Annotated in this window: 24 protein-coding genes and 1 tRNA gene; 8 read left to right on the forward strand and 17 right to left on the reverse strand. The window is 71.5% G+C overall.

Features of this window, described 5'->3' with window-relative positions; genetic code table 11:
- Positions 1-125 precede the first annotated feature (125 nt).
- The 6 genes from AB0H37_RS40140 (at position 126) to AB0H37_RS40165 (ending at position 5,379) form a co-directional block, all read left to right on the forward strand.
- Complete coding sequence (locus AB0H37_RS40140) at positions 126-542, forward strand: hypothetical protein (protein WP_360617859.1); 417 nt, start codon at positions 126-128, stop codon at positions 540-542.
- The gene (locus tag AB0H37_RS40145) at positions 539-1,519 is read left to right on the forward strand and encodes a DNA cytosine methyltransferase (RefSeq protein WP_360617861.1); all 981 of its coding nucleotides are present in this window, start codon (positions 539-541) and stop codon (positions 1,517-1,519) included. The genes AB0H37_RS40140 and AB0H37_RS40145 overlap by 4 nt, the downstream gene beginning before the upstream one ends.
- Complete coding sequence (locus AB0H37_RS40150) at positions 1,516-2,517, forward strand: bifunctional DNA primase/polymerase (RefSeq protein ID WP_360617862.1); 1,002 nt, start codon at positions 1,516-1,518, stop codon at positions 2,515-2,517. Before AB0H37_RS40145 ends, AB0H37_RS40150 begins: the two co-directional genes overlap by 4 nt.
- A complete protein-coding gene (locus tag AB0H37_RS40155; RefSeq protein ID WP_360617863.1) occupies positions 2,514-3,695 on the forward strand; it encodes a DUF3631 domain-containing protein in 1,182 nt (393 codons plus the stop codon). Before AB0H37_RS40150 ends, AB0H37_RS40155 begins: the two co-directional genes overlap by 4 nt.
- 229 nt (positions 3,696-3,924) lie before the next feature.
- Positions 3,925-4,131 carry a helix-turn-helix domain-containing protein gene (locus AB0H37_RS40160; RefSeq protein ID WP_360617864.1) on the forward strand — a complete coding sequence of 69 codons (207 nt, stop codon included), beginning with the start codon at positions 3,925-3,927 and terminating at the stop codon, positions 4,129-4,131.
- A 3-nt stretch (positions 4,132-4,134) separates the two neighbouring features.
- On the forward strand, positions 4,135-5,379 hold the full coding sequence (locus AB0H37_RS40165) for a site-specific integrase (protein ID WP_360617866.1): 1,245 nt from the start codon (positions 4,135-4,137) through the stop codon (positions 5,377-5,379).
- Positions 5,380-5,467: 88 nt separating this feature from the next.
- Here the strand turns inward: AB0H37_RS40165 and AB0H37_RS40170 are convergent.
- Positions 5,468-5,540: transfer RNA gene (locus AB0H37_RS40170), tRNA-Asn, on the reverse strand.
- 143 nt (positions 5,541-5,683) lie between these two features.
- On the opposite strand from AB0H37_RS40170, the gene AB0H37_RS40175 reads away from it, so the two are divergent.
- Positions 5,684-5,956, forward strand: coding sequence for a YtxH domain-containing protein (locus AB0H37_RS40175; RefSeq protein WP_179833625.1), 273 nt, complete (start codon positions 5,684-5,686; stop codon positions 5,954-5,956).
- On the opposite strand, the gene AB0H37_RS40180 is transcribed toward AB0H37_RS40175, so the two are convergent.
- The 10 genes from AB0H37_RS40180 to AB0H37_RS40225 all read right to left on the reverse strand — a co-directional run bounded on the left by AB0H37_RS40180 (position 5,953) and on the right by AB0H37_RS40225 (position 15,436).
- Positions 5,953-6,447: a hypothetical protein gene (locus AB0H37_RS40180; protein ID WP_179833624.1), complete on the reverse strand. Its 495-nt coding sequence runs from the start codon at positions 6,445-6,447 to the stop codon at positions 5,953-5,955. The genes AB0H37_RS40175 and AB0H37_RS40180 overlap by 4 nt on opposite strands.
- A gap of 17 nt (positions 6,448-6,464) precedes the next feature.
- On the reverse strand, positions 6,465-7,784 hold the full coding sequence (locus AB0H37_RS40185; RefSeq protein WP_179833623.1) for a hypothetical protein: 1,320 nt from the start codon (positions 7,782-7,784) through the stop codon (positions 6,465-6,467).
- Positions 7,785-7,881: 97 nt separating this feature from the next.
- A complete protein-coding gene (locus AB0H37_RS40190; RefSeq protein WP_360617867.1) occupies positions 7,882-8,718 on the reverse strand; it encodes an HAD family hydrolase in 837 nt (278 codons plus the stop codon).
- Entirely contained in the window at positions 8,715-9,827 is a 1,113-nt protein-coding gene (locus AB0H37_RS40195) for a cysteine protease StiP family protein (RefSeq protein ID WP_360617868.1), read from the reverse strand. The genes AB0H37_RS40190 and AB0H37_RS40195 overlap by 4 nt, the downstream gene beginning before the upstream one ends.
- Positions 9,824-11,182, reverse strand: a complete 1,359-nt coding sequence (locus AB0H37_RS40200) for a phosphoribosyltransferase family protein (RefSeq protein ID WP_329093541.1) — start codon at positions 11,180-11,182, stop codon at positions 9,824-9,826. The genes AB0H37_RS40195 and AB0H37_RS40200 overlap by 4 nt, the downstream gene beginning before the upstream one ends.
- Positions 11,179-12,348, reverse strand: a complete 1,170-nt coding sequence (locus AB0H37_RS40205; protein ID WP_360617870.1) for an HpcH/HpaI aldolase/citrate lyase family protein — start codon at positions 12,346-12,348, stop codon at positions 11,179-11,181. Before AB0H37_RS40205 ends, AB0H37_RS40200 begins: the two co-directional genes overlap by 4 nt.
- Positions 12,349-12,420: 72 nt before the next feature.
- Positions 12,421-12,999, reverse strand: coding sequence for a TerD family protein (locus AB0H37_RS40210; protein WP_179833620.1), 579 nt, complete (start codon positions 12,997-12,999; stop codon positions 12,421-12,423).
- 51 nt (positions 13,000-13,050) lie between these two features.
- On the reverse strand, positions 13,051-14,181 hold the full coding sequence (locus AB0H37_RS40215; RefSeq protein WP_360617871.1) for a DUF475 domain-containing protein: 1,131 nt from the start codon (positions 14,179-14,181) through the stop codon (positions 13,051-13,053).
- Between the two features lie 60 nt (positions 14,182-14,241).
- On the reverse strand, positions 14,242-14,820 hold the full coding sequence (locus tag AB0H37_RS40220) for a TerD family protein (protein WP_179833618.1): 579 nt from the start codon (positions 14,818-14,820) through the stop codon (positions 14,242-14,244).
- Positions 14,821-14,860: 40 nt separating this feature from the next.
- The gene (locus AB0H37_RS40225) at positions 14,861-15,436 is read right to left on the reverse strand and encodes a TerD family protein (protein ID WP_179833617.1); all 576 of its coding nucleotides are present in this window, start codon (positions 15,434-15,436) and stop codon (positions 14,861-14,863) included.
- A gap of 220 nt (positions 15,437-15,656) precedes the next feature.
- On the opposite strand from AB0H37_RS40225, the gene AB0H37_RS40230 reads away from it, so the two are divergent.
- On the forward strand, positions 15,657-16,907 hold the full coding sequence (locus tag AB0H37_RS40230; RefSeq protein ID WP_360617872.1) for a molecular chaperone DnaJ: 1,251 nt from the start codon (positions 15,657-15,659) through the stop codon (positions 16,905-16,907).
- A gap of 12 nt (positions 16,908-16,919) precedes the next feature.
- Here AB0H37_RS40230 and efeB read toward each other — a convergent pair whose 3' ends face one another.
- The 6 genes from efeB to AB0H37_RS40260 form a co-directional block, all read right to left on the reverse strand.
- Complete coding sequence (gene efeB, locus AB0H37_RS40235) at positions 16,920-18,164, reverse strand: iron uptake transporter deferrochelatase/peroxidase subunit (RefSeq protein ID WP_360617873.1); 1,245 nt, start codon at positions 18,162-18,164, stop codon at positions 16,920-16,922.
- Between the two features lie 26 nt (positions 18,165-18,190).
- Positions 18,191-19,324, reverse strand: a complete 1,134-nt coding sequence (gene efeO, locus AB0H37_RS40240; protein WP_329093553.1) for an iron uptake system protein EfeO — start codon at positions 19,322-19,324, stop codon at positions 18,191-18,193.
- 124 nt (positions 19,325-19,448) lie between these two features.
- Entirely contained in the window at positions 19,449-19,913 is a 465-nt protein-coding gene (locus tag AB0H37_RS40245; RefSeq protein ID WP_179833613.1) for a heavy metal-binding domain-containing protein, read from the reverse strand.
- 169 nt (positions 19,914-20,082) lie between these two features.
- On the reverse strand, positions 20,083-21,228 hold the full coding sequence (gene rpoD / locus AB0H37_RS40250; RefSeq protein WP_229809939.1) for an RNA polymerase sigma factor RpoD: 1,146 nt from the start codon (positions 21,226-21,228) through the stop codon (positions 20,083-20,085).
- Positions 21,229-21,300: 72 nt separating this feature from the next.
- Entirely contained in the window at positions 21,301-23,259 is a 1,959-nt protein-coding gene (dnaG, locus tag AB0H37_RS40255; protein WP_179833611.1) for a DNA primase, read from the reverse strand.
- A gap of 107 nt (positions 23,260-23,366) precedes the next feature.
- Complete coding sequence (locus tag AB0H37_RS40260) at positions 23,367-24,911, reverse strand: M20/M25/M40 family metallo-hydrolase (protein ID WP_360617875.1); 1,545 nt, start codon at positions 24,909-24,911, stop codon at positions 23,367-23,369.
- Positions 24,912-24,946 lie beyond the last annotated feature (35 nt).

Raw genomic sequence — 24,946 nt, forward strand, 5'->3', positions numbered from 1 at the left:
CCGCCGACCACCCGACAGCAAGACGGGCGGCCCGGCGCACAAGCCACCAAGCACGCCGCCGGACCGCCCTGCCCCAACCGCTCACGTGCCCCAACAAGGCTCCGCGAGATGGAGGTCTCCACATCATGACGCACAATCCGCCCGACTTCCCACCCATCCAGCAATGGCCCGTGCTGGCCGCGCCCGACTGCCCCACCTGCCACCGCCCCACCGACGTGGCATGGATCGGCCCCGCCACGTTCGCCAAGGGCGCCGAGGTCAACGTCTGGCGCTGTCGCGCCTGCCCGGCCGACTGGGCGATCCCCGTCACCCGCTGGCCCGTCAACGACGGCCCCGACTGCCCTAACTGCCTCACCGAGGTCACGTGCTGGGCCGCGCTTGCCCCCGACACCCCCGGCGACCTGTGGACCTGCCAGCACGGCCACGAGTTCGTACTCACCCCCGAAGGGATCATCATCACCCCCGGCAATGAGGACCTGTCGGACTGGGCGCCGCTCTGGCCGCGCGACAGGCGCGACCCGCGGGACGGCGAGGCTCTATGACCGCGCCGACCGCACTGTCCCTCGGTTCGCTGTGCAGCGGCTACGGCGGGCTGGACCTGGCCGTCGCCGAGGTGCTCGACGTGACCCCGGTGTGGGTCGCCGACCCCGCCCCCGGGGCCGCCGTCGTGCTGGCCCACCGGTTCCCCGGCGTCCCCAACCTCGGCGACATCACCGCCGTGCGGTGGGAGGACGCCGTGACCGTCGACATCCTCGCCGCCGGCTACCCGTGCCAGCCGTTCAGCGCCGCCGGCCTCAAGAAGGGAACTGCCGATGAGCGGCACCTCTGGCCCAACGTCGCCGCCGCCATTCGCGTCCTACGACCCCGCCTCGTCGTGCTGGAGAACGTCGAACGCCATCTTCGAGTTGGATTCGCCGACGTCCTCGCCGACCTTGCCGCCCTCGGGTTCGATGCGGAGTGGTGCATTGCGAGCGCGTCAGACGTCGGCGCTCCCCACCACCGTCGCCGCCTCATCGTCCTCGCCTGGGACGCTGCTGCCGACGCCCCGGACCTCCGACACCAACGGCGCCGGCCGCCACGGGAGCGGGGGCCTGGACCTACGGACGGCCGTGACGCTGCTGCCGACCCCGACCGCCGTGCACTGGTCCCGCTGCGCCACGGCCAACCGCCGAGACCCGAAGCCGACGACCACCACCACGAGCCGGACACTGCTGGACGTGTTCTGGAGTGGGGACCCTACGCCGCTGCCGTCCATCGATGGGAGCAACTCCTCGGACGGCCCGCACCAGCTCCGACTGAGCCTGGACTGAACGGCCAGCCTCGCCTGACGCCGACCTTCGTCGAGTGGCTCATGGGCCTTCCGGACGGATGGGTCACCGCCGTCCCCGGCCTGTCCCGTAACCAGCAACTCACCCTGCTGGGCAACGGCGTCGCCCCGCGGCAGGGCGCCGCCGCCCTGGCCGCCCTGTTCGGCCGCCTGGCCATCGACCGCACATCCAACGAGGGGAGGGCGGCATGACGACCAAAGCCGTCCCAGGCGAAGCCGAGGGCATGGCCGCCGCGGCGCTGGCGTGCGCGTCGCGCGGCTGGCACGTGTTCCCGCTGCGCCGCCGCGACAAGCAACCCGCGCTGCACAGCGAAGCGCGATGCCCCCGGGCCGGGCTGTGCGTCGGCGGCCACCGCAAGTGGGAGGACCGCGCCACCCTCGACGCCGACCGGATCCGCCGGTGCTGGAAGGCCGGACCGTTCAACGTCGGCATCGCGTGCGGCCCGTCCGGGCTGTTGGTGGTGGACCTCGACATGCCCAAGCCCGGCGAGACCCCGCCGCCCCAGTGGGCAATGCCGGGCGTCAACGAGGGCGCCGACGTACTCGCCGTCCTAGCTGACCGGCACGGCGCACCGTTTCCGCTCGACACCTTCACCGTGACCACCCGCCGCGGCGGGACACATCTGTACTTCACCGCCCCGCCTGGCACCGAGTTGCGCAACACCTCCGGGCGGCACACCACGGGCCTTGGATGGCTCATCGACACCCGCGCGTGCGGCGGCTACGTCGTGGCCCCGGGCAGCTACGTCGACCTGCCCGACGGAACCGGCCCCTACCAAGTCACCAACGACGCGCCGCCCGCCGAGCTACCGCAATGGCTGGCCCGGCTCCTGACGTCCGCCCCGCTCCCCGCTCCCCTCTTGAGTGCCTCGTCTGTGGCCGGGACGGTGGCGGACTTGCCCGCCTACGTCCAAGCGGCACTCAAGGGGGAAGCGGCCCGGGTCGCCGACGCCGTGACCGGCGGACGCAACCACGCCCTGAACAAAGCCGCCTACAACCTCGGACGCCTCACCGGCGCCGGCGCCCTCGACCCCGAGACCGCCGCGACCGTGCTGTTCGAGGCCGCCGCCGTCCACTTCGGCCCCACCCGCGCCGACGTCACTCCGACCGAAGCACGCGCCACCATCCGCTCCGCGCTCGCCGCTGGCGCCCGCAACCCGCGCACCATCACCAGGGGGAACCCCGCATGACCAACCTGCCCGACGACCGATCGACGGCGATCGACGGCGCCGCACTGCTGGACGCCCTACGCGCCGCGCTCACCCGCTATGTGATCCTGCCGACCCCGCAGGCCGCCGACGCCGTTACGCTCTGGATCGCCGCCACCCACGCCCAACCCGCCTGGCCCCACGCCCCCCGCCTCGTCATCCGCGCGCCCGAGAAGCGATGCGGAAAGTCCCGCCTGCTCGACGTGGTCGAGGCGACGTGCCACGGCCCGTTCATCACCGTCAACTCCTCCCCGGCCGCGGTCTACCGGTCCATCACCGACGACCCGCCCACCCTGCTCGTCGACGAGGCCGACACCATCTTTGGCCCCAAGGCCGAGGGCAACGAGGATCTGCGCGGGCTGCTGAACGCCGGACACCAGCGCAACCGCCCCGCCAAGCGCTACGACGCCAACACCGGCCGCGTGGAGTCCATCCCGACATTCGCTATGGCCGCGCTCGCCGGAATCGGCGCCATGCCCGACACCATCGAAGACCGCGCCGTCGTCATCCGGATGCGGCGCCGCGGCCCCGGCGAAACCGTCGCCCCGTTCCGGCACCGCCGCGACCGGCCCGCGCTCCGCCAGCTCGCCGCCGACCTCGCCGCATGGCTGCGCGCCGACCTGACCACCCTGGAATCGGCCGAACCGCCCATGCCCGTGGAAGACCGCGCCGCCGACACCTGGGAGCCCCTGGTGGCCGTCGCCGACCACGCTGGCGCCCACTGGCCCGACCGCGCCCGCGCCGCCGTCCTGGCCCTCACCACCGACGCCGAAGACAACGGCCAGATGTCCACCCGCCTCCGCCTGCTCACCGACTGCCGGACCGCATTCGGCACTGATCCCGCGCTGCCCACCGCCGTTCTCCTCGACCGGCTCAAGGCCGACCCCGAATCGCCGTGGCCCGACTACGGGCCCAACGGGCTGACCGCGATGAAGCTCGGCACCATCCTGCGCGAATACGAGATCCGGTCCGACACCATCCGATTCCAGACCGGACAGGCCAAGGGCTACCGCCGCACCGACTTCATCGACGCGTGGGGCCGCTACTGCGCCGCCGACCACACTCCGTCCAGCGACTCGCGAACGGTCACCGTCCTGCCCTTGCCGGGGGCAGGCCGTACCAGCCGTACCAGCCTCAACACCGCAGGTCAGACCCAATGAGGCTTGCCCGACTGGTACGGCTCAAGCCGTACCAACGCCCGCCCCCTGGTACGGCTCAAGCCGTACCACCCGCCAAGCCGTACCACATCTGACCAGCAAAAACGAGGCTGGTACGGCTGGTACGGCTACCTCTCGCCCTGCCGCGCACCGGCCCGGCGCACAAGCCACCAAGCCCGCCGCCGGCCACCGCACGACCAACCGTTCGCACCCGCCCTGAAAGGCGCTCATGGTGACCAGCACTGAGCAGATTCTCGACAAGCCGTTGTACAGGATCCCGGAAGTGGCGCGCCTCCTCTCGCAGAGCCGCGCCAAGGTTTACGAACTCATCCGGTCGGGGCGTCTCCGCACCGTCAAGGAGGGCGGCGTCCGACTCGTGACCGCTCGCGCAATCGCCGAGTACATCGCGCTTTTGGAGCGCGAGGCGAAGGCGGCCTAAGCAATGAGCGAAGAAACGATCGACTCGCCAGAGGACCACAAGGCCCAGATGAAGCGGCCATCGCAGGGAAAGCGGCGAGGTCGCGGTGACGGTGGCCTCTATTGGAGCGAAGACCGGCAACGGTGGATCGCAGAGGTCACCATCGGCTACACCCCAGCCGGTAAGCGCATCGTCCGTAAGGCCAGCGACAGGACCAAGACCGGCGCGCTAGCGAAGCTCAAGCGGAAGATGCGCGAGCACGAAGACGGCCTGCCGGCGGAAGACGGGAGCTACACCGTCGCTCAGGCCGTCGAAGACTGGCTCAAGTACGGGCTCAGCAACCGTGACGCGAACACAGTCAAGAATCGGCGCAGCCTCGCCGAGAATCACGTCATCTCCGACCTCGGCGCGCGAAAGCTCACCGAGTTGTCCGCCGATGACGTTGATCGGTGGCTCGCCGAGAAGTCGAAGAAACTCAGCACGAAGACACTTCGAGAAATTCGCTCCGTTCTCAAGCGTGCGGTTGCACGCGCACAAGCGCGGGACAAGGTCAAGCGGAACGTTGTGCTGCTCTGTGAAGTCCCCACAGGGCAACCGGGACGCCCATCCAAGGCGTTGACGTTCGAGCAAGCCGACGCGCTTCTGAACGCTGCTGAGGACGGCTCAGCGATGGGGGCGTACATCGTGCTGTCGCTTCTCACCGGCGCCCGCACGGAGGAGTTGCGGGAACTCACGTGGTCGCACGTCGTCACGTACGTTCCAGACCGCAAGGGATGGGTGTCGGTGGAAGAAGCGGGATGGCAGGGCGAAGAGTTCGCCGTCTACGTATGGCGCTCCGTCCGCAAGGGCGGCGACACGAAGACCTTGAAGTCCCGGCGCACGCTGAAACTTCCTCGGCGCTGCGTGGTGGCCCTCGCCGCCCTCTGGGACAACCAGGCCGCGGCCCGCGCGACGGGCAAGGGTGCCGGCTTGGTGTTCCCTGACGAGAACGGAGACAAGCGCGGCCCCATGAACGTCCTACGGGCGTTCCGTAGGGTGGCCGACCGGGCCGACCTCAAGGGCGCCCAGTGGACGCCGAGGGAGCTGCGTCACAGCTTCGTCTCCCTGCTGTCCGACAGCGGGATGCCGCTGGAGCAGATCGCCCGGCTGGTGGGCCACAGCGGGACCAACGTCACGGAGACGATCTACCGGCACCAGATTCGGCCGGTGATCGAGGACGGCGCGACCGCCATGGATCAACTCTTCCCGGGGAGCCACGGGGAGCCATAGTCACGCAGTTGGTCACTCAGAGAGGGTTAGAGCCTCTGTCCGTCCACGGACAGAGGCTCTGATCTGGGGTATCGCTGAGGCAAGGAAGCTCCCGCGATTGGACTCGAACCAATAACCTGCCGGTTAACAGCCGGCTGCTCTGCCGATTGAGCTACGCGGGATCGTGCGTCCACCGGGGTTCGTTGGCCCCTGGCGGCGCGTCTAGGTTAGCGCATGTCCGGGGCTGTTCGCGCATGCGCGGGGATTGAGGCGGCGAGGGCGGGTATAGGGGGTGTCACGATTCCGCCGTCAGTAGGAGTTGGACATGAAGGCTCGCACGATGTTCATGGCAGGCGCCGCGGTCGGCTACGTCTTCGGGACGAAGGCCGGGCGTGAGCGGTACGAGCAGATCAAGCAGCTCTCCAAGCAGGTGTCGGAGAACCCGAACGTGCAGGAGGCCGCCGGGAAGATCCGGTCGAAGGGTGAGACGTTCGCCGGGGCCGCGCGGGACAAGGCGGGGCACCTGAAGGACCGGGTGCCCGAGCAGGTGACGGGGGGCCGCAAGGAGGAGGAGCAGCCGCCCGTCTACCCCGGCTAGAGGCCGGTCTGACGGCGCAGGTCTTCGAGGACCTGTTCGGCCTGGGCCCGCAGGCCCGGGTCGGACGGGTCGAGCCCGGCGTCGAAGACGAACGTCCAGCGCACATCGCCGCCGGCTGCGGGGCGCCGGCCGGCGATGCGCACCTTCCCGCCTCCGGGGAGGGTGGCGTGGTGGGTGACGGCGATGGTGGCGGTGACGCGTTCCCGGACGGTCTCGGGCACCGAGCCGGGGTCGGTGAGCCGGACGTGGTGCTCGGCGCCGCCGGAGGTCTCCTTGACGTGTAGCCAGCCGTCCTTCCAGGTGGCGTGGTCGACGCGTTCCCAGGGGATGCGGGTGAAGCCGCCCGAGGGGGTCGGCACGTGCAGGGCGAGGAGCGTGGCGGTGACGTGGGAACCGCCGCGGGTGGGGGCCGCCGCGAGGACGCGTTCGCCGCGTTCCAGCGCGAGTTCGGCGCGGACCGCTGCGGGCAGGGGACCCCGGTTCAGGCGCATGCCCCCACGGTAGGCGATCAGGCCGCCTGGGAGGCGCGGCGGGCCCCGAGAAGATCGAGGACGAGGGCCGCCGACCAGGCGTAGTCGTGGCTGCCGCGGCCGGTGCCGTCGAACGGGTCGAAGAACTCGCGGAAGCCGGACTGGCGGACGAGCCGCATGGTGGAGCCGTAGAGCAGGTCGGCGACGACGGGCAGGTCGTGGGTGAGGGCGCCGTACCAGACGAGCCAGTTGGTGCTGATCCAGGTGGGGCCGCGCCAGTAGCCGGCGCGGTCGAAGGCGGGCGCCTGGATGTCGCAGGTCGGGACGGGGTAGCCGGCGGCGCCGGCGAAGCGGGCCGACAGCAGCAGGTCGACGAGGTTGCGGACGATCGGGGCCGGCAGTTCGGGGTCGAGGAGCGGACCGAAAGAGCCGGCGGTGATGACGGGCAGCAGGCGGTCGTCGCGCAGGTCGCGGGCACGGAAGCAGCCGGTCTCGGCGTCCCAGAGGCGGGCGAGCACGGCCTCGTGGACGCGCTGGGCGCGTTCGCGGTGCGGGACGGGGTCGGCGCCGATGATCTCGGCGATGGCGGCGAGGGCGTGCGTGGAGGCGAGGTAGACGGCGTTGACGAGGGGGTCCTCGACCGCGAACGGGTGCGCGTCGCGTAGGTAGCCGGGCCTGTAGGCGGCCTCCCGCATGAGCGCGACGAGTCGCACGTAGCGGTCGTAGTCCTCGCCGGTCGGCAGGCTGTGGGGACGCAGGCCGGGTGCGTAGGAGGACGGGGGAAGCGGGAGGGCGCCGAGCGGGCGGTCCCAGGCGGGGCTGTTGTCGAGGCCCGACTCCCACGGGTGGCAGATGGCGATGAGGCCGCTGGAGTCCAGGTCGCGGCAGTCGGCCAGGTAGTGGTGCTGGGCGGTCAGCATCGGGTACAGGCGGGCGAGGAACGCCCGGCTGCTCTCCCCGTCGACGGCGCACTCGTGCAGGCGCAGGGCGCTGAGGGCGTGCAGCGGCGGCTGGGTGAGGGCGGAGGTGTGCACGCCGCGCGGGGCGTCCGGCTGCCGGTCGCTGCGCCAGAGTTCGGGGCCGGGGAAGAAGGCGTGCCGGTCGAGGCGCGTGTTGAACACGATGTGGGGCAGCATCCCGTCCGCCCACTGGCCGCGGAACAGGGAGATCAGCTCGGCCTCGGCGCGGTCGCGGCGGTGGCGGGCCAGGCCCATGCTGATGAAGGCCGAGTCCCAGCTCCACTGGTGCGGGTAGAGGCCGGGCGAGGCGGCGGTGGCGTTGCCCGTCCAGTTCGCGTCGAGGGCCCGGGCCGCGGCCTTCCACAGCGCGGTCTCGTCGCCGGTGAGACGGGAGCTCATGTGGTCCAGGTGACCTCCTCCTGAGCGAGAGAAGGATGCATCCTTGATTGTCGCCTCAGATCGCCGTCACGGCGACCCCTCGGGCGGCGACGGTTGTCTACCGACCGGGAGATCGGTCTGTGAATATTTGCGGTGCCGCGGCCCGGGCCAGGAGCCAGTGCGCGATCTCCTCGCCGGCCGCGACGCCCCGCGCGGCGGTGACGGCGGTGGCCGGTGCCGTCCAGCCGGTGTCGTGCAGTTCCCCGTGGGCGGGGCGGATGGACAGGTCGGCGGCCTCCAGCAGTTCGGCGTCCAGGAGCGCGTCCCCGGCGGCGATCATGGTGGACGCGCCGGCGCGGCGGGCGACCTCCCGGGCGGCGGCGGCCTTGGTCAGGCCGGCGGGCAGGCAGTAGACCTTGCGGCCCTGGAGGGACGTCCGCCAGCCGCGTTCCGCGCACCACCCGGTGAGGTCCTCGACCCAGCCGGACGGCAGCGCGGCCCGGTCCACCACCGTGTAGGCGAACAGGTCGGAGGCGGTGCGCCGCTTGAGGACGAAGTCGCCGCCGTTGCGGGTGAGGTGCTGCTGGACGTCGGCGAGCGGGGCGCATCCGTCGGCGATCCGGCCACGGACGGCCGCCGCCCAGTCCGGGTCCTCGTCGCCGTCGACGAGGATGTGGCCGCCGTTCGCGCAGACGGCGTACGGGGGCGGCTTCTCCAGGAGGTGGACGCGCCGGTACTGCTCGGGAGTGCGCGTCGTCGCAGGGACGAACGTGGAAGCCGTCGCGAGTGCCTCCAGTGTCCGCGCGGACGCTTCGGTCATGTACGAGAGCGGCGCCCCCTGGTAGAACTCCACGCACAGGAGGCGCGGCATGGTCTCGTCCGGGCCTTCCAGGGCGAAGGCCGCGGTCGAGTAGATGAGCGTGCGGTCGAGGTCGGAGCACACCAGGACGGTCACTGCGCGGCCCCCTCGCCGAACCGGGGATGGATGAACCCCATGCACGCGTAGGGGAAGCGGCCGGGCTCGACCTCGTGGACGGGCACGCCGCGTTCGCGGGCGAGAAGCCTGATGTGGGTCACTTCCGGACCGGCGTCGGCCCGCACGAGCACCTTCCACGGGACGCGCCGCAGCAGCACACGCGTCGTTTCTCCGATCCCCGGTTTGACGAGGTTCAGGTCGTCGACGCCCTCCGCCCCGGCCATGCGCCGGACGGCCTCCCATCCCGACCAGTCGGGCGCGCGGTCGGCGGCGCGGAGCTCCGGCAGGTCCTTCGCGACGCGTTCGGCCACGTGTGCGAAACGCGCGCAGACCGCGTCGAGGAAGACGTCCGAGACGTCGTCCGGGGCCAGGTCGGCGTAGAACTTCGCGCCGTGGAAGTCGCCTGGCCCGATGAGTGAGTCGTTCAGGACCGTCCGGCTCACCAGGCCCGACACGGTCGAGTTGAGGCAGGCGGACGGGATCAGGAAGTCGTCCCGGGTGCCGTACAGGGACGTGCACCGCCCCGGGTCCGCCAGCACGGCGAGATCGGACGGGAACGGGTGTTCCGCCAGGGCGGCGGTCAGTTCCCTGGTGATGGCGCCCTTGCCCGTCCAGCCGTCCACGAACATCACCGACGCCGGGTCATGGTGCTCGGCGAGATACCGCAGCGCGGCCGTGTCGATGCCCCGGCCGCGGACGATGCTGACCGCGTAGTGGGGGACGTCGAGGCCATGCGCGTACCGTGCCCAGCGGCGCATCAGGATGCCGACGGGCGTTCCGGCCCGCGCCAGCGACACCAGGACGGCGTCCGGGCCGCGCTCGGCGAGGATCATCTCGGTGACCAGCCCGGTCGCGTAGGCGAGCCGCTCGGCGGACGCCTCCAGCGCGTCGTGGAACAGCCGCCGGTACTCCGGACCCGGCTGGTACTCGACCGGGAGCGACTCGGCGTAGTGCGCCCGTCCCGACTGGATCGCCGCCTCGCGTTCCTCCGTGGGCGCTTCGAGCCGCGCATGCGAGAGGTCCTTGAGCAGCCAGGCGACGTCCTCCGCCGGGTAGCTGCCGAAGGCAGGCCCGTACAGCGGCTTCACGATGCCCTCCTGGGGGACGGGACGGCGGCGACCGTCACGGGGGCGAGCGCGCGGAGCCGTTCCAGCAGGCCGTTGGCGAGCGCCGCGGTGTCGCCGACGTCGTCCACCACGAACACGATCCTGTCGAAGCGGCGTTGACCTGCCCCGGGGGCGACGTTGTAGGCGTACCGCTCCCCCGGCCCGTCGGCGGGGTCGTCATGGGACGGGAACACCAGGCGGGTTCTGATGGCGTAACCGGGGTCGTCCACGGCCAGCACGGGGGACCGCGTCGTCGTGGAGTAGCGGACGTCCACGTCCGGCCGGGCGTCGGCGAGGGCCTCGGCGAGGCGCAACGGCGCGTACATCAGCTCCTCGAACCCGAGCACGAGGACGCGGGAGGCGTCCTCTCCGAGACTCGCCGCGAGGACGTCGCCCATCCGGGCCAGTTCCTTCTCCAGCCGCGTCCGGTGCTCAGGCAGGAATCCGTGGCGCCCGCCGTCCGGTACGGCAGCCGGCCAGTCCAGCTCGACCCGGGACACCGCGAACGCCGGTTCCCCCTGGGGAGTGAAGTGCGGGGACGAGATCCCGGCCACGAGCGCCCTGCCCGCCTCAAGGATGCCTTCTGGAAGCTCGACCCGTCCCCCGGCCAGAGCCACCGCGTCTATGCGGGTCCCCAGCCGGACGGCGAGATCGTCCATTCGGGCCCGGTCGGCAGGGGCACGCAAGTCGACCAGGGCCGCCAGCACGTAGTGGCTCCTGGGACGAACGGCATGCAGGGCTTCGATGGTGTTCAGCACCGTCCGGCCGGTGGAGAGCTCGTCGTCCACCAGGACCACCGGTACGTCGCGGTCGAGCGGCGCGGTGTCGGCGGGCAGCAGCAGATGGCTCGTGGCGTGGCTGTGCTCCTCCTCGAATCCGCCGTAGGTGGCGAACCCCTCAACCGGACGCCGCGTGGAGTGCAGGTAGTACGCACCGCCGAGAGCATCCGCCACCGAATGCCCCAAGGCCGTCGCGGTCTCGGCGTAACCCAGCACGATCGCGTCCACGGGGTTCTGGGGAACGCGCATGAAGTCACGCAGTGCGGGGGCGGCGTCCGGCTCGCCCCGCAGCCCGTCCAAGAGAAGCGAACCGGGACGGGACGGCTCGTCACCCCGCAGGCGCGCGCGCACCAGCCCGCCCAGCAGCAGACCCGACCCGTAGACCAGGCGCGGGTCGGTCGGCACGTGCTTGCCCAGCACCGCGGACACCAGCAGATGCGCGCGCTTCGGATTGCGGCGCACGGCGAGCCCCACGAGCGACGAGAGCCCTGCGCCGGCAGGCCTCGCGCCGTCAACGAGGCGAACGCCCAGCCGCGCCCCCACCCAGGAACCGGTCACCGGCTGTCCGCCGCTTCCAGGAGCTCGACGAACGTGACGCCCTCCGCCGCCACCCCGAACACCCGGGCGCGCAGCATCAGCCGCTGCGCCCACGCGCGGTGCGGCTTGGCCTCGTTCATCTTGTTGGCGTACGAGCTGGCCATCGCACCGCCCCCGGCGACGCCCAGGATGTCGGCCGCGTCGCTGTACTCCTCGTGCGTCACCACCGACAGGGCGTGGACGGCCGCCACATGGCTGGGATGGATGACGGTCTTGCCGGTGAGCCCGTTCGCCTTGTCCAGGTGCACTTCGCGGATCAGCCCGTCCAGGTCGGCGGTGATGAGCCGCTGCCGCAGCGGCGCGGCGCTCTGCCGCTCGAACGGCGACTGCCGCAGCTGCGGCTTGAACATCCGCTCCCCCTGCGAGAAGTACTCCCACACGGGCCCGGTCACCACGTGGCCGGTGCCGTCGGCGCGGCCGAGGATGTTGACCACGTCGCAGATCACGCCCGCGACGGGCCGGATGTCGTAGATCGTCAGGTCGGGCGGGCGCCGCAGCCCGTACGCGGCGGACATGTCGGTCGCCCCCAGCCGGACGGCGAGGATCCGCGACCGGTGCTTGGCGAGGAGCCGCGCCACGTCGTGCAGCATCTCCGCGCGCGTCTCGGCGTACACGGCTTCCGGGCTCTCGATCACCGGCATCGCCAGCAGCCGGAGCCCGGAGCGGTCGGCCGCGTCCTCCAGCGCGTCCAGGAACGCTCCACCGCCGGACGCCGTGAACTTCGGCAGCACGAACCCGGTGAGGAGCTCCGCCGCGTCGCCGAGCCGGCCGGCCAGGTCACCGATCTGCCCGGGGTCGCGGACGCGGACGAACAGCAGCGGGACCTCCGCGCCGCGCACCCCGGAGCGGGCGTGCAGCGTCCGCAGATGCGCCACGAGGTTGGCCTCCCCGGCCTCGACCTCGTCGTCGGCGATCGCGTCCTCCAGGCACACCACCATGCTCATCACGCCCCGCCTCGCCGCGCGCTCGATGTCGGCGGCGAGGGCCGGGCGCGTGGCCGGGCAGTACAGCGTCGCGCCGAGCGCGACCGCCAGCACGTCCCGATCGTCGTGCCGGCCGAACGGGCGCGGATGCCGGTAGAACAGGTGCTTGCGACGCGCGGCGTCGATATGGTCGAAATGCCGCATTTACCCCTCGTCAGACGGTGCTCTCGACGGGGAGCGCGGGGGGTCGCCCCCGGGCGGACGGGCCGCGCCGGATCACAGGTGCGTCGCCACGGCCGGGAGCAGGTGCTGGAACGTGCGGCCGGTCGCGGTCGCCCCGATCGCCGTCATCGACCAGCCCTGCCCGTCCCGCGACACCTTGGCCATGATCTGCGCGTTGTGCTGCCCGGCGCCGGTCAGCTCGTAGCGCGCGATCTCCTGGCCGGTGCTCTCGTCCACCAGCCGGCAGAACGCGTTGGCGATCTGGGAGAAGTCCTGGCCGGTGAAGGAGTTGACCGTGAACACCAGCTGGGCGACGCCCGAGGGGACGCTCTGCAGGTCGACGTTGATGACCTCGTCGTCGCCCTCGCCCTCGCCGGTCAGGTTGTCGCCGGTGTGCTGGACGGAGCCGTCCTTGCTGCGCAGCTGCCGGAACCACACCTGGTCGGCGAGGTTGCCGGACGCGTCGAACAGCAGGCACGAGGCGTCCAGGTCGATGGACTGGGGCTTGCCCTTGCCGAACAGCCCCTTCTTGGCGACGGCGTCCCAGCCGAGGCCCATCTTGACCCTGGTCAGGGTGCCACCGCCCGGCTTGGCCAGCGAGACCTTCTGCCCCTTCTGCAACGAAATGGACATCGTCGGCTCCTCCAGTGATCGATGTGTGTCGCGGGGTCGCGGTTACGCCGGTCAGACCTGGCTGGAGTGCAGCGGCCGCCCGCCGCCCGCCGCCGAGTCGGGAGAGTCCCCGTCCTGGTTGCGGTTGCGGACGACGGAGCTGACGAACGCGGCGATGATCAGCCCGGCGCCGAGCCCGCCGGTGATCCACTCGGGAACGTGGTGGCCGATGCTCACCAGCATGCAGACCGCCAGGGCGCCGATCGCCCAGTGTGCGCCGTGCTCCAGGTAGACGTACTCGTGCAGGGTGCCCTTGCGGACCAGGAACACCGTCAGCGACCGGATGTACATGGCGCCGATGCCGAGGCCCAGCGCGATGACGATCGGGTCGGTGCTGATCGCGAAGGCGCCGATGACGCCGTCGAAGCTGAACGAGGCGTCCAGCACCTCCAGGTACAGGAAGAGGAAGAATCCCGCCTTGCCCGTGGCGAGGGCCAGGGAGCTCGGCCCGGACCGCCCGCCGCCCTTCCCGGCCTCCGCGCCTTCCTCTTCGCCCTCTTCGCCTTCCTCGTCGTCCTCGCTCGCCTCGGAGAACAGCTCGCCGAGCCCGTTGACCAGGATGTAGGTCACCATCCCGAGCACGCCCGCGATCATGACGCTGCCCGGGTCGGAGGCCGACAGCCACGCCACGAGCGCCAGCGAGCCGCCCGCCACCACGACCGACAGCTGGTCCAGCTTGCCGATGCGGGCGAGCGGCCGCTCCAGCCACGGCAGCCACTTGTCGGCGCGCTCCTCGAACACGAAGTCCAGGAACAGCATCATCAGGAACATGCCGCCGAACGCCGCGATCATCGGGTAGGCGTCGTTCATCAGCTCGTGGTAGCGGTGCGAGTCGTTGAGGGCGAGGTCGAACGCCTCGACCGGGCTCAGCTTGGCCGTGATCCCCACGATCAGCAGGGGGAAGACCAGCCGCATGCCGAACACCGCGATCGCGATGCCGACGGTGAGGAAGATCTTCTGCCAGAAGGCGCTCATCCTGTCGAGCACCTTGGCGTTCACCACGGCGTTGTCGAACGACAGCGAGACCTCGAGGACGGCCAGCACGGCGACCAGGGCGAGCCCGGTCGCCCCGTCGTAGAGCAGGGCGATGAGCAGGCCGACGACCGTGACGCCGAAGGACCACCCGAAGGTGCGAAGAATCATGCGCGTATTTCTGCTAGAGGGCGGCCGGGCGGAGCGGCCGGGATGCGGGGGCGCCGGCGGTCAGCCGACGTTGACGCCGAAGTCCATCGCGATGCCCGCCAGACCGGAGGCGTACCCCTGTCCGACGGCCCTGAACTTCCATTCGCCGCTGTGCCGGTAGAGCTCGCCGAAGACCATGGCGGTCTCGGTGGAGGCGTCCTCGGTGAGGTCGAAGCGCGCGAGCTCGTTGCCGTCGTTCCGGTTGACGATCCGGATGAAGGCGTTGCGGACCTGCCCGAAGCTCTGCTGCCGGTTGTCGGCGTCGTAGATCGACACCGGGAACACGACGCGCTCGCACTCGGCCGGCACCGCCGTGAGGTCGACGTTGATCGACTCGTCGTCGCCCTCGCCCTCACCGGTCAGGTTGTCGCCGGTGTGCTCCACCGAGCCGTCCGGGCTGCGCAGGTTGTTGAAGAAGACGAAGTGCTGGTCCGACATGACCTTGCCGGTGCTCGCCAGCATCAGCGCCGAGGCGTCCAGGTCGAAGTCGGCGCCGGTGGTGGCGCGCACGTCCCAGCCGAGGCCGACGGTGACCGCGGTGAGGTTCGGCGCGGCCTTCGTCAGCGAGACGTTGCCGCCCTTGGCGAGTGAAACCCCCATGTGCGGGCTACTCCCTTCCTGTCCGGACTGTTCAGACTGTTCAGATGTTGACGCCGAAGTCGGCAGCGATGCCGGCCAGGCCCGACGCGTACCCCTGGCCCACCGCCCTGAACTTCCATTCCGTCCCGTTGCGGTACAGCTCACCGAACACCATGGCGGTCTCCATGGACGCGTCCTCGGTCAGGTCGTAGCGCGCCATCTCCGCGCCGTCAGCCTGGTTCAGCACCCGGATGTAGGCGTTGCGGACCTGCCCGAAGTTCTGCCCGCGGCTGTCGGCGTCGTAGATCGACACGGCGAACGCGACCCGTTCGGCCGTGGCGGGCATCGCGCCGAAGTTGACCTTGAGCTGCTCGTCGTCGCCCTCGCCCGCGCCGGTGGTGTTGTCGCCGGTGTGCTCGACCGCGCCGTCCGGCGTGCGCAGATTGTTGAAGAAGACGAAGTGCTGGTCGGTAATGATCTTTCCGGAGGTGTCCAGGACCATGGCGGAGGCGTCGAGGTCGAAATCGGTCCCGGTCGTCGTGCGGAGGTCCCAGCCGAGACCAACGGTCACCGCGGACAGGCCGGGGGCCTGCTTGGTGAGCGAGACGTTACCGCCTTTGCTCAGGCTGACGGGCACGATGGGCCTCCAAGATCGCATGACGGATCGGACGCCGATGGGGCGCCCAGCCTTATCGACGTTGCAGCGATGCTATCCGTTCCATCCTTTATGAAGGGATGACGACAATCTTTGTGATTCGGTCGCCACCCGGCCGCCGTCCCGCACCCGGCAGCCCCCGCGCATGGACGAAACCCGGGCCGGTTGCGCCAGACTGGGGGGCGGACGAAGGGAGGCTGCGTTGCGGGGACCGGGCGACCAGCGCCGCCGGGGCGGCCGCGGGGCACAGGCGGCGGCCGGCGCCGTCGAGGCGAGGGAGGCGGCAGCGGCCGCCTTCTACGACATGGACCAGGCACAGAAGTACATCAACGGGCGCGTCACCGTGTTCGAGGACCTGGACGCCAGGGCCGCCGAGCCCGCCCGCCGCGAGTTCACCCGGCTCGCCGAGGCCGCCGACGCCGCCTCGGTGGCCTACATCTCCGTCCTGGACGCCCACGACCTCGATGACCGGGATCGGTCACCGGCCGAGTACGACTCCGCGCGCCGCGCGTTCGTCGCCTCCACCGAGCGGCTCCAGAAGATCACGGGGGACCTGAACGGCTTCGCCGAGCGCCTCGCCCCGCAGATGGCCCGGCTGGAGTCCGCGCTCGACCAGCTCCCGCCGCGCCTCACCGCCGCCCGCGACGCCGTCGCCGCCGCCGACGCCGCCCTGACCGCGGCCAAGGCGGCCGGGATGGACGCCACCGACCCGGAGGAGGAGCTGGACCGCGCCAAGCAGGTCCTCGCGCAGCTCGGCTCCCAGGGGCTCGGCGGGCTCGGCCTCGACGGCGCCATCCGCAAGGCCGACGAGGTCCGCGACCTCGCCGAGCGGGCGCGGGAGGCCGCCGCGGAACTGCCCCGGCAGGCGCAGAAGGTCCGCGACTCGCTCTCCTCCGTCCGGACGCGGGCCGACGCCGTCGCGAACCGCACGGGGCCCGTCCAGGAGGCGATGCGGATCCTCGTGCGCGGCTACTCGCAGGCGTGCTGGCAGGACCTCAAGGGCGCCCCCGAGTCGATCGAGGCGGCCGTCACCCGGGCCCGCGAGCGGCTGAACGAGGCGTCCGCGCACGCGGGCCGCGCCGAGTGGAGGCAGGCGCAGCAGGCCCTCACCGCCGCGCGCACCGAGCTGAACGCGGCCGACCGCCGCGCCGGGCAGGTCACCGGGCGGGCGGAGGAGCTGAAGGCGGTCGCCGAGGACCCGGCCAAGCCCGTCGAGGGCGTCCGGTTCGCGGTGCGCGACGCCCAGCGGCTCGCCATGGCGCAGCCGGGCGGGCCCCCGGCCCAGCACGCCCGCGTGCTCGACTCCCTCGTCGAGCGGCTGGAGCGGGCGCCGCGGCGGCTCACCGGCGCCCACCCCGACTACTGGGCCTACCTGCAGGAGCTGGAGTCCATCAGGATGGCCGCCGGCGACGTGGTGGCGCGGATTCGCTCGGAGCGCGCCCAGCAGGGGTAGCCCGAAAGCCCGTCAGGCGAAGAGGGTCTCGCCCCAGTAGCCGTCCCCGCGGACGCCCGGAGGGCACGCGAAGACGCCGGACCCGACGTGCTGGATGTACTCGTTCAGCGCGTCGGTGGCCAGCGAGTTCTGGACGCGGATGAAGCCCGTCCGCGGGTCGCGCTGGAAGGCGATGAAGAACAGGCCCGCCTCCAGCCGGCCGAGGCCGTCCGACCCGTCGGTGAACGAGTAGCCGCGCCGGAGTATGCGCGTCCCCTGGTTGGAGTCGGGGTGGGCGAGCCGCACGTGCGCATCGGGCTTCATCCGGGGCAGGACGGGCTTGTCGCGCTCCTTCTTCAGCCCCACCGGCGCCCCCTCGCCCTTGCTCCGCCCGAAGATGTCCTCCTGCTCGCGCAGCGACGTCCGGTCCCAGGTCTCGATGTGCATCCGGATGCGGCGGGCGACGAGATAGGAGCCGCCCGCCATCCAGTCGGCCCCGTCGCCCCCTGCCGCCCACACGTGGCGGTCGAGCAGGTCCCCCTCGGTTCCGGCGATGTTCTCGGTGCCGTCCTTGAACCCGAACAGGTTGCGCGGGGTCTGCGCGTCCGGCGTCGTCGAGGACGTCTTGCCGAAGCCGAGCTGGGACCAGCGGACCGCGACCACGCCGAACCCGATGCGCGCCAGGTTCCGGATGGCGTGCACCGCGACCTGCGGGTCGTCCGCGCAGGCCTGGACGGCGATGTCGCCGCCGCTGCGGGCCGGGTCGAGGTTGTCGCCGGGGAAGTGCGGCAGGTCGACCAGGGCGGCGGGACGGCGCGCCCTGACGCCGAACCGGTCCTTGCCGTCCTTCTCGAACAGCGAGGGGCCGAAGCCGATCGTCAGCGTGAGCCGGGACGGCGGCAGCCCGAGCGCCTCGCCGGTGTCGTCGGGCGGCGCGACCGAGGGGCCGCCGACCGCGCCGTCGCCGACGGGCCGGCCCGCCGTCATGGCGGCGGCCGCGGCCGTCCACTCCTTCAGCATCCGCACGAGCCGGTCGCGGTCGCCCGTCGTCACGTCGAACGCCGCGAAGTGCAGCCGGTCCTGCACCGGGGTGGCGATGCCCGCCTGGTGCGCGCCGTGGAAGGCGATCGCGTCGCCCGCGCCGTCGTCCTCCTCGGCGGAGGCGACCCGGTCGAGGCCGGCCCCGGCGGCGGCCCCGACGAGCAGGCTCGCGCCGGAGAACCCCAGCATCCGCCGCCGGGACATGCCCGACCGCTCCTGCGTCCCTTCGCCCGTCATGACGCTGCGGTTCCTCTCGCTCGGGATCACTTCGCGACGGCGGCGGCGAGCCTGGACAGGGGCTCGCCCAGAGCGTTCACGGCGTCGGCAAGCTCCTTGCGCTCGTCCTCGCCGACCTTGTCGTAGGAGACGTAGCCGTCGCCCTTCTCGTGCTTCTTCAGCAGCGTCTCGACGCCCGCGAAGTTGTCGTCGAGGTCCTTCGCGAGCTGCGCGTCCCGCTCCTGGACGACCGGCTTGAGCAGATCGTAGATCTTCCTCGCGCCGTCCACGTTGGCCTTGAAGTCGACGAGGTCGGTGTGGCTGAACGCCTCCTCCTCGCCGGTCACCTTGCCGGTGGCGACCTCGTCCAGCAGCTCCTTGGCGCCGCCCGCCATGTCGTTGACGGGGTCCAGGGTGAGGCCGGGCAGCCGCGACTTCAGGGTGCCGAGGTCCGCCAGCAGCTGGTCGCCGTACTTCTCCTTGCCCTTGACGGAGCCGTCCTTCCAGAGGGCCTTCTCCAGCAGGTGCCAGCCGGACCAGTCCTTCTTCTCCTCCGGCTTGAGGTCGGCCTCGCGCGCGTCGACCTTGGGGTCGAGGTCGCCGAACTTCTCGGCGACGGGCTCGATCGTCTCCCAGCCGACGCGGGACGGCGCGTACAGCTCCTTGGCCTTCTCGACGTCGCCGGCCTTCACCGCGTCCACGAACTTCTTCGTCTTGGCGATCGTGTCGTCGGTCTGGACGATGACGAAGGCCTTGTAGTCGGCCGCGGCCTTGCTCAGGCGCGGGTCCGCGCCACCGGCGGCGCCGCCGGTGACCGTGACGTCCTGGGACGGGCCCTTGCCGGTCTGCCCGGCGCTGCACAGCAGCTTGTACCGGCCGGCGGGCAGGTTCACGACGAAGTCGACGCTGGTGCCGGGGCCGATGTTCTCCCGCTCGGCGAGGATCTTGCCGTCCGGCTTGAGCACCTCGAACTCGTTGACCTTGGAGCCCTCGTTGGCGACCTTGAAGGTGGTCTTGCCCGCGGGGAGCTCGGTCTTGGCGACCTCGCAGGCGTCGTCGGTGGCCGTCACGGCGATGGCGTCCGCCGCGCCCGCCTCGTCCCCGTCACCGCCGCACGCCGTCAGAAGGGACATCGACACCGCGGCGGCGCCGGCGAGCGCGAGGACGGACACAGGACGCATCAGGGTCTCCAGGAACGTACAAATGGTTAGGCTTACCTAAATTAGCGAAAGCTAACCTCAGCACGTCAAGTGGGGCGGGAGACAGTGAGTCATCCCACGCCGGGAGACCGCGGCGCGGGCCACCTCAGCGCGGGCGGTCGTGCAGGCCCATCGTGAGGTTGCGGGCGGCCATCGGCGGGCCGCCGGCCTGCGGGTCGCCGTACGGGGGCAGATGCCCCGGGTGCTGCGGCCGCTGCTGGTGCTGGGGCGCCTGCTCGCGCTGCTGGGCCGCGGGCTCCGCCCAGACGGCCGTCCCGTACGCGCACACCTCGATGCCGCCGCCGGTCACGGCGGTGTCGAACCTCATGCCCACCACCGTGTTCGCGCCCTTGCGGCGGGCCTCCTCGCCGAGCCTGTCCACCGCCTCGCGGCGCGCCGCGGCCAGGCCGACGCCCGGCTGCTCCCCCGTCACCCGGAACGTCGCGCTGCTCCCGCCCTGCCCGGGCGGCCGGGCCGCGCCCTGATCGGCTTGGACGGCCATCCCGAGGACCTCCCCGAGCACGCTCCTGATCTCGTACCCCGCCACGCCATCAGTCGTCACGATCAGCATGGTCCCCACGGTAGGACACGATCCGGACGAAATGCGACGTAACAGCGGTAACGCGTATCTCTCCGCGCCGCCGGTGCCACGCCCGGCGCCACCGGTGGCCACCTGCGGCCGCCCTCCCGGCGGACGGCCGGGAGGGCGGGAGGGCGGCCCCGTCGTCCGGGCCTACACCTCAGTCCAGGTACTCGCGGAGCATCTGGGCCCGGGACGGGTGGCGCAGCTTCGCCAGCGTCTTGGACTCGATCTGGCGGATCCGCTCCCTCGTCACGCCGAACTCGCGCCCCACCTCCTCCAGGGTGCGCGGGTGGCCGTCGGCCAGGCCGAAGCGCAGCTGGATGATGCGCTGCTCCCGTTCCGACAGGGTGGCGAGGATGTCCTCCAGCTGGTCCTGCAGCAGGATGAACGCCGCGGCCTCCATCGGCACGACGGCGTCGGCGTCCTCGATGAAGTCGCCGAGGTCGGAGTCCTCCTCGCCGATCGGCGACTGCAGCGAGACCGGCTCCTGCGCGATGCGCTGGATCTCCACGACCCGGACGGGCGACAGGCCCATCTCCAGGCCGATCTCCTCGGGGCTCGGCTCCCGGCCGAGGTCCTGGTGCATCTGGCGCTGCACGCGGACCAGCTTGTTGATCGTCTCCACCATGTGCACCGGGATGCGGATCGTCCGGGCCTGGTCGGCGATCGCCCGGGTGATCGCCTGCCGGATCCACCAGGTGGCGTAGGTCGAGAACTTGAACCCCTTGGTGTAGTCGAATTTCTCGACCGCGCGGATCAGTCCGAGATTTCCCTCCTGGATCAGGTCGAGGAACAGCATTCCCCTGCCGACGTAGCGTTTGGCGATCGAGACCACCAGCCGGAGATTGGCCTCGATCAGCCGTTGCTTCGCCCGCGCCCCCTCGCGGGAGAGCAGTTCGAGGTCGAGCAGCTCGCCGCGGGCGAGGACGGCGGTGCGCGCCATCTTCTCCTCGGCGAAAAGTCCCGCCTCGATCGATTTCGCGAGTTCTACCTCATCTTCTGCCGTGAGCAGCGGTACGCGACCGATCTCTCTCAGGTAGATCCGAACCAGGTCGCTCGTCGGCGCCCGCTTGCCGAGGTCTCCCTCATCCGCTCGCGGGACGTCCTCGGTCTCCTGCTGAGACTCGAGGACCTCCACCCCCTGCTCTGCGAGCATCCGGACGACCCTCTCCAGGGAGTCGTCCGGCAAGTCCGAGCGATCGAGCGCGGCAGCGACGTCCTCGACGGTCACACCGCCGCGCTCTCTACCGCGTGCGACGAGGTCCGCCACCTGATCGACTGATGGCGCCTCGCTTGGCAGCACCGAAGGGCCCACGCAGACAGTCTGCGTCAAATGGGGCCTAGATCACAGGACCCATTTTCGGGGGGCGGACGCCTATTGCGACCCAAGCCCTCGCTCCCGCAACACCCGTCTCTGCTGCTCAAGCGCGACAAGATCACCGAAGAGCCGGTTGTACTCCTCGGCCGCCTCGACCGGATTCAGCCGCCCGAGTTTAGATTTCACGTTCGCGATCATCCGCGTGAGCTGGCGCTCCTGAATTCTGGCCAACAAATCCGCGGCATAACGGTCGTCCGATTCCTGGGCGGATCGGAGCGGCTCCACCCCGAGCTTGGTGAGAAGATCCCTGACCTGGTCGTTCGGCGCCCGCTCCAGGAGAAGGGCGACCCACTCCGCGGCGTTCCCCGCCGCCGTGACGCCGCCCGCTTCGGCGATCACCGCCCGCACCGCCGTGTGCGGGGGCGCGATGAACGCCTCGACCGGAACCTCGTCGAACGCCGTGCCGAGCAGCGCCGGGCGCTGGACCGCCAGTTTCAGCAGCTCGCGCTCGCGCTGGATCTCGGGATCGGTGGGGTCGAACGCGGGGCGCCGCGGCGCCCGGGACTCCGCGCCGCCGTCGCGCCCGTTCTCCGCGATCGGGCCGTTCGCCCGGCCGTTGCCGTTCTGCGCGCGCCCGTGCCCGTTCTGGCCGCGGCCGTTCCCCGCCTGCGCGCGGCCGTGCGCCCGGTTGGCCAGCTCGCGGACGCGGCGCAGCACGAACTGCTCGTCCATGATGCCGAGCCAGCGGTCCAGGTTGACCGCGTACATGTGGCGGCGGGAGCGGTCCTTGATGGCGGCGACCACCGGCGCGGCCGCGTCCAGCGCGCCGAGCCGTCCCTCGACGGTGTCGAGGTCGTGCTGCTCGATCGCGCTGCGCACCGCGAACTCGAACAGGGGCAGCCGGGACGCCACGAGGTCGCGCACCGCCGCGTCGCCGTGCCGGATGCGCAGGTCGCACGGGTCGAGACCGTCCGGCTGGACGGCCACGAACGTCTGGGAGACGAACTTCTGCTCGTCGTCGAAGGCGCGCAGCGCCGCCTTGCGCCCGGCCGCGTCGCCGTCGAAGGTGAAGATCACTTCGCCGCGGAACTCGTCCTGGTCCATCAGCAGGCGGCGCAGCAGCTTGATGTGCTCGTCGCCGAACGCCGTGCCGCAGGTGGCGATGGCCGTCGGGACGCCCGCCAGGTGGCAGGCCATCACGTCGGTGTAGCCCTCGACCACCACGGCCTGCCGCCGCCGCGCGATCTCCTTCTTGGCGAGGTCGGCGCCGTACAGCACCGAGCTCTTGTGGAAGAGCGGCGACTCGGGGGTGTTCAGGTACTTGGGGCCGTCGTCGTCCTCGAAGAGGCGCCGCGCGCCGAACCCGATGACGTCGCCGGACAGGTCGCGGATCGGCCACATCAGCCGGCCGCGGAACCGGTCCATCGGGCCGCGCCGCCCCTCCTTGGCCAGGCCGCCGGCGACGATGTCGCGGTCGGCGAAGCCGCGCCCGCGCAGGTGCCGGACGAGGCCCTCCCACTCGCGGGGCGCGAACCCGACGCCGAAGTGCTCGGCGTCGGCGGCCTCGAAGCCGCGCTCGGACAGGAACGTGCGGCCGGGCGCGCCCGCGGCGGAGTTCAGCTGCTCGGCGTAGTACTCGGCGGCCGCCCGGTGCGCCTCGACCAGCCGGGCGCGCTGCCCGCCGTCCTGGCGGGGGCCGCGCCCGCCGCCCTCCTCGTAGCGCAGCTGGATCCCGGCCTGGGCGGCGAGCCGCTCCACCGACTCGCCGAAGGTCAGGTGCTCGATCTCCTGGACGAACTTGATGACGTCGCCGCCCGCCTCGCAGCCGAAGCAGAAGTACAGCCCGCGCGAGGGCGTCACGTTGAACGAGGGGGACTTCTCGTCATGGAACGGGCACAGCCCCTTGAGATTGCCGCCGCCCGCGCTGCGCAGCTGCAGGTACTCGCCGATCACGTCGGCGATGGACGAGCGCTCCCGCACGAGCGCGATGTCCTCATTGCGAATCCGGCCTGCCACGACCATGGAGTCTACGGCGGGCCCGTGACATCGAGGGCATCGCACCGCGACGGGCATGGGTGCGCCCCCGTCTCCCGCGGGTCCGCGGGAGGCGGGGGCGTCTCAGGTCAGCCCGTCCGGAAGCGGCCGAAGAGCCGGTACATGAACTCCGTGCCCTGCTTGAGGGCCTCGACGGTGATGCGCTCGTCGTTGCCGTGCATCGCGATCAGCTGGTCGTTGTCGACGACGTAGGGGTAGACGCCGTAGCCGGGGACGCCCTTCGACGTCCAGGGCGACAGGCTCGTCCCGGCCTCGAAGAGGGCGGGCGCGAAGACCGCGTCCGGATAGGTCTCGGCGGCGGCGTCGCCGATGGCCTCGAACAGCGGCGAGTCCAGGCTGGAGGGCGGCTTGGCCCAGGTCTCGTCCAGCCGCTTGAGGGCGTCCTCCTCCGACTCCCCCGGGTTGCCCGCGAGCGTGACGGTCACGTCGCGGTCGGCGAGGCGCTTCCTGATCGCGGCCAGGAAGTCGCGGGGACGCTGGCCGCCGGGGACCCCCCGGCAGTTGACGCGCAGCGTGGCCTTGGACGGGATGACGTTCTCCTTGTACCCCGCGTCCTCGATCACGAAGGCGTGCGTCGTGCGGAGGAGGGCCTGGTGCAGCCACGGGTAGGAGCTGCGCTTGACGACGAGCGCGGCGGCCCGCTCGCGGGCCTGCTGGGAGCGCGCGGACAGCAGCAGCCGCAGCGCCCGTTCGAGCGGGCGGTCGTCGGTGGCCTTGGCCAGAGCGCCGAAGTACTCCCGGGTGACGGGGGTGAGCGCGACCGGCGCGAGCCAGGTGTCGATCTCGGTGACGGCGCGGGAGAGCTTGGCGATGGCCGAGTCGGGGTTGGGCTTGGAGGAGTGGGTGGCGGTGCCGCCGGCGGCGAGGTCGAGGTTGAAGTAGACCTTGTCCTGGCGCGTCACCGTGATGAGCATCGGCGTCCGCCGGTCCTTCTGGGCGAGGAACCAGCCGCCCTCCGTGAGCACCATGCCCGCGTTGATCTTGTCCCAGTGGTTTTCGGCGAGCCAGTGGGAACCGTACTGCCCGGCCTCCTCGTCGCAGTCGGTGAGGACGATGATGTCGCGGTCGAACCGCGCGCCCTCCTTGACGTGCCGGAGCAGGGCGCCGATGTTCGCGGAGTTGGCCCCCTTCATGTCCAGGGCGCCGCGGCCGTAGATCTCACCGTTGCGGACGATCCCGGCGAACGGGTCGACGGACCATTTGTCACGTTCCACCGGAACGACATCGGAATGTCCGAGCAGGAGCAGCGGCGGCGCCGCGGTGGTGCCCTCGATCCGGGCGATGAGGTGGACGTTGTCCTTCTTCGGCGTGGGGATGATCTGTGCGGGGACCCCCGCGGAGTCCCAGACGGCCTTGAGCATCTCGGCGTAGGGCCGGGTGACGCCGCCCTCCCCGAAGTTCTGGGTGTCGAACGACAGCATCTTCTTCAGCAGGGCCAGCGGGTCGAGGTCGGCGGGGGCGGGGCCGCGGGCGGGGCCGGCGAGGGCGGACCTGCCGGCGGGCGCGGCGGCGGCGGTGCCGCCGGCGAGCACGCCGCCCGCGAGCAGGACGGCGCCCGCGCCGGTGCGGTGCAGGAAGGCACGGCGGCTGACGGCGGGTGGGGAGTCGGACATGGGAGCTCCTCCTTCGAAACCCCGGGGACGGGCTT

The sequence above is a fragment of the Actinomadura sp. NPDC023710 genome, assembly GCF_040639875.1.
Taxonomy (GTDB): domain Bacteria; phylum Actinomycetota; class Actinomycetes; order Streptosporangiales; family Streptosporangiaceae; genus Spirillospora; species Spirillospora citrea.